This is a genomic window from Dolichospermum sp. LEGE 00246 (genome assembly GCF_015207865.1).
GTDB lineage: Bacteria > Cyanobacteriota > Cyanobacteriia > Cyanobacteriales > Nostocaceae > Dolichospermum > Dolichospermum heterosporum.
The window spans coordinates 1-4,139 of the sequence record NZ_JADEWA010000477.1; the positions used below are offsets into that span (position 1 = coordinate 1).

At 38.2% G+C, this 4,139-nt stretch carries 6 protein-coding genes; 5 read left to right on the top strand and 1 reads right to left on the bottom strand.

The genetic code is table 11. The features are described 5' to 3' along the window. Positions 1-210: 210 nt before the first annotated feature. From IQ228_RS22475 to IQ228_RS22490, 4 genes are all read left to right on the top strand, one after another. On the top strand, positions 211-744 hold the full coding sequence (locus IQ228_RS22475; protein ID WP_193964502.1) for a transposase: 534 nt from the start codon (positions 211-213) through the stop codon (positions 742-744). A 619-nt stretch (positions 745-1,363) separates the two neighbouring features. Further along, positions 1,364-1,648, top strand: coding sequence for a UPF0175 family protein (locus tag IQ228_RS22480; RefSeq protein WP_027401093.1), 285 nt, complete (start codon positions 1,364-1,366; stop codon positions 1,646-1,648). After that, entirely contained in the window at positions 1,649-2,143 is a 495-nt protein-coding gene (locus tag IQ228_RS22485) for a DUF3368 domain-containing protein (protein WP_193964504.1), read from the top strand. A 119-nt stretch (positions 2,144-2,262) separates the two neighbouring features. After that, positions 2,263-3,030 (top strand): Uma2 family endonuclease, encoded by a 768-nt coding sequence (locus tag IQ228_RS22490; protein ID WP_193964506.1) that lies wholly within the window; start codon positions 2,263-2,265, stop codon positions 3,028-3,030. Positions 3,031-3,102: 72 nt separating this feature from the next. Here the strand turns inward: IQ228_RS22490 and IQ228_RS22495 are convergent, their stop codons facing one another. After that, positions 3,103-3,357: a hypothetical protein gene (locus tag IQ228_RS22495; RefSeq protein ID WP_193964508.1), complete on the bottom strand. Its 255-nt coding sequence runs from the start codon at positions 3,355-3,357 to the stop codon at positions 3,103-3,105. A 74-nt stretch (positions 3,358-3,431) separates the two neighbouring features. Between IQ228_RS22495 and IQ228_RS22500 the strand changes: the two genes are divergently transcribed. Further along, positions 3,432-4,034 (top strand): DUF3318 domain-containing protein, encoded by a 603-nt coding sequence (locus IQ228_RS22500; protein WP_027401096.1) that lies wholly within the window; start codon positions 3,432-3,434, stop codon positions 4,032-4,034. Positions 4,035-4,139: the final 105 nt, after the last annotated feature.

The window sequence follows — 4,139 nt, forward strand, 5'->3', positions numbered from 1 at the left end:
GGAATGCCATCATAGAGGCTCTGCCTCAACCTCCATACCAATATCAATCAAAGAAATACAATGGGACGCAGTCGCTATCATGTATTAGGAACTCAACCGCACTTCCTCACCTGCACATTAATCAATTTTCTCGTTCCCAGTCTCCGACTGGGAATGCCATCATAGAGGCTCTGCCTCAACCTCCATACCAATATCAATCAAAGAAATACAATGGGACGCAGTCGCTATCATGTATTAGGAACTCAACCGCACTTCCTCACCTGCACATTAATCAATTGGATGCCATTATTTGGCAATATTGAACTTGTCCAAATTATCATAGATTCCCTTAACTTTCTCCAACGTCAGCAGCGGTTGACATTGTATGGTTACGTCATCATGGAAAATCATCTGCATCTTATCGCTGCTGCTGCTAACTTATCTAAAGAAATAGGCAATTTTAAATCATTCACTGCTCGTTCTATTATTGATTTACTTGAGAAAAATAATGCTGAATATACACTGAAGCAACTAGAAATTTATAAATTAAAACATAAAACCAAACAAGAATATCAACTTTGGCAAGAAGGTTTTCATCCCCAAGCAATTGCTAATGAAGAAATGTTTATCCAAAAATTAGAATATATTCATAATAATCCGGTGCGTCGTGGTTATGTTGATGAACCATCTCATTGGCGTTATTCTAGTTATCACAATTATATGGAATTGCCGAGTTTATTAGAGGTGGAATTGATTGATTTGTGAGGGGTGAGGCAGAGCCTCTTGATAGCATTCCTAGTCGGAGACTAGGAACGAGGAAACTGAATAGTTATCTACCGTGATTCATTTATGAGAGAAGCTTTCCACTTTACAGATGAATGACATTTTGGTACTCTGAATGAACAATTGCTACTAAAGGATTTGAAAATGAATTTTATTTTCGCAGTTATTTTGTTGCTTCTGGGCGCCTCCTGTTTGATTGCGGGTATTTCAAAATCTGACACGAGTCTTGATACACTAGGTCGTATTATGTCATTTATTGTTGGTATTTTTTGTTATTCTTCGCACTAAGTATATATTATCCCTCAGTCAATTAATAGATTTGCTGTTTGTATTGGTTTTGTGAAGCTTGATCATCTGTATAACTCGTTCCCAGTCTCCAGACTGGGAATGCTATTTTAGAGGCTCTGCCTCAAGTGTCTTAATGTAATGCTAAAATAAAACTGTAACTTCTGAATTATTGCTACATTTTAGAAATATAAATTTTATATATAAGATTATCAATAGTGTATCAAACAGATCCACCTATTTATCCTAAATTAACATTATTAAAGTAAGTAGCTTAACGATTAAAATAAAAATATAGAGTTAGGAGATTTTGGTAATGGCTTTAACAATTTTAGATGAGCAGTTAGAAAGTATTCAGCTTTCGGCTGAGGTTAGAGAAAAAGCTTTACAAAAAGCTAAAGAAGGTTATGTAATGACATTATTAGAGGTAGGAGAAATTAGCAGTGGTAGGGCGGGTAAAATTCTTGGTGTTTCTCGTTTAGAGGTAATAGAAATGATGAAAAAATGGGGTATTTCTCTTTTTGATGATTCTCAGAATTTGGAGGAATTACGTCAAGAAGTGGAACAGGCAGAGTTAATTTTAAATCAGCAGATTTCTTAAATGATTATTGTTTCTGATACTACGCCAATTAGCGAGTTGGCAAAAGTGGATCATCTTGATTTGTTGCCAAAACTTTTTGGTAAAGTTGTGATTCCCCAAGGTGTATTTGATGAATTGCAAGTAGGTGAGCATCCAGCAGCAAAACTTGTTCAGAATTTGTCTTGGTTGGAGGTTGTAACGGTAGATAATCAGCAGGTGGTTAGGGAGTTACAACAATCGTTTAAGTTAGATTTAGGAGAGTCAGAAGCTATTGCTTTAGCAGAAGAAATTAGGGCTTCTCAGTTATTAATTAATGAAAGGGCTGCCAGGAAGGTGGCTATGGCTCGAAAATTACCTTTAATTGGGACTGTGGGGATTTTGCTGTTAGCGAAGCGTCGGGGTTTGTTGGATAGTGTTAAGGATGTTTTAGATGAAATGCAAGCACAGGGAATGAGAATTTCAGATCGGCTTTATGTGCAGGTTTTGACTTTAGCACAGGAAAAGGACGGGGAATAATGAATAAGTATGAAACCCATATTCTGCACTTTATTTATAATATGCGAACATTGCGTTTCTAAACCGAATCATCTTGCGACATAATAGAAATAGAAATTCTATCTTTAGGATTGTTAAGAATGTATCAAACAGATCCGCCACTTTCCCCTAAAGAAACATTACCGACAATGTATGATCTTCCTAGCGAAGACCCGGAGGAACCTGGTTTGCCAGATCAATTTCATTTATTCCAACCACAATTATTAGCCGAAACATTCCGTCCCCCTGACTATCCTAGCGACCAAATATTTACAGGAAGTGATCTGAATCTTTACTATGATTTGCGTCATCCTTCATGGTATAAACGCCCTGATTGGTTTGCAGTGTTAGGTGTTCCCTCTCTTTATGACAAAAGAGATTTGCGGTTAAGTTATGTGGTTTGGCAAGAAGCGGTTAATCCTCATATTATTGTTGAATTACTCTCACCAGGAACAGAGAAAGAAGACTTAGGGACAATATTAAGAGATGTAGAAAAACCTCCTGGTAAATGGGAAGTTTACGAACAAATTTTAAGAGTACCCTATTACGCCATCTTTGATCGTTATAAATCTGAATTTAGAATGTTTCAGTTAACAGGCGCTCGTTATGCTGAAGTAAAATTATCAGATTTTCGGTTTTGGATTCCCGAAATAGAATTAGGTTTAGGAGTGTGGCAAGGAAGTTATAAAAATGTAGAAATGCCTTGGTTACGTTGGTATGACAAAGACGGTAATTGGATATTAACCAGCACAGAGGAGGAAAGACAGAAAGCTGAACAAGAAAGGCAAAAGTTAGAACAAGAAAGGCAAAAAACCGAAAGATTAATTGCCCAACTTCGTGCGCTTGGTGTTGAACCAGATTTAGATTGACACTCTCCGCGTCTTTCTCTCGTTCCCAGTCTCCGACTGGGAATGCCATATAGAGGCTCTGCCTCAAAGCAGTTAATTATTTTGATTTTGCTTAGATAAATCCGTCGGTGGTCTATCATTACTCCAAGCCCACCAGACATGACTGCAATGACAATGATAGAATTCTTGCCACTTACGACGACGTTCTGGCGTGCTGACAGGCGATCGCCTATTTAACCACACATTAACAGCATCTCGACTACCAGCATGGCATTTGGGACAATGAAACTGATAGGCGTGTACAGCTTGATTAGTCCATTCTGGCGGATTGGGATCAAAAGCGTCCATATAAATATAAAGTGGAATAAAGTGTAATCTTAGTAGTCATTGAATATACATAATTATGACTAATAATGGGTGTTATGGAACCAAATATTGAAATTCGTCGGTTGTTGGATGTAATGCCTGCTTCTGGGCGAATGATGACCAAAATCGTCAGTAAACCAGAACAAAAGCAGGTAATAGATGCGGCTTTTCCTTTGCCTTTAAGTCAAGCAAGACCAATATATATTAATTTCGACTTATGGAGACGGTTGACAAAACCCCAACGGGATTTACTCCTATTGCAAAAAGTATCCTGGTTAATAGGGGTGAAATGGCTGCAACCTAATGTTTATCAAGGTGTGGTGTTAGCAGGGCTTGTAGGGGGAATACTCGAAGCAGTCCAGGCGGATGTGGTAGGTGTGGTAATAGCTGGGGGATTAAGTGCTGTAGCGGCTATACGGATTTGGCGCACGAATAAATCTCAGGAGTCAGAATTAACTGCTGATACAGTCGCTATTAGAATCGCCCAAAGACGGGGTTATTCAGAAACTGAAGCCGCCCAACATTTGTTAACAGCTATTGAAGCAGCAGGAACAATAGAAGGGCGTTCTGGTTTAAATTTTAGTGAATTAATTCGTTGTCAAAACTTGAAAGTAATTGCTGGTTTATCACAAGTTGGTATCCCTAAAAACTATCAATAGATTTATAGCGAAGTGGCGTTAGCCATACTCCTAGTAGTTCGTCAAATTTATTTTGACGGGTAATGATCGGAAAAAACTTCTGTTCTTCCCTCCCCTCCCCCCCCT

Coding starts and splice junctions, on each gene's coding strand:
- IQ228_RS22475 (WP_193964502.1), top strand. CDS start 211: ATGGGACGCAGTCGCTATCATGTATTAGGAACTCAACCGCACTTCCTC.
- IQ228_RS22480 (WP_027401093.1), top strand. CDS start 1,364: ATGGCTTTAACAATTTTAGATGAGCAGTTAGAAAGTATTCAGCTTTCG.
- IQ228_RS22485 (WP_193964504.1), top strand. CDS start 1,649: ATGATTATTGTTTCTGATACTACGCCAATTAGCGAGTTGGCAAAAGTG.
- IQ228_RS22490 (WP_193964506.1), top strand. CDS start 2,263: ATGTATCAAACAGATCCGCCACTTTCCCCTAAAGAAACATTACCGACA.
- IQ228_RS22495 (WP_193964508.1), bottom strand. CDS start 3,357: ATGGACGCTTTTGATCCCAATCCGCCAGAATGGACTAATCAAGCTGTA.
- IQ228_RS22500 (WP_027401096.1), top strand. CDS start 3,432: ATGGAACCAAATATTGAAATTCGTCGGTTGTTGGATGTAATGCCTGCT.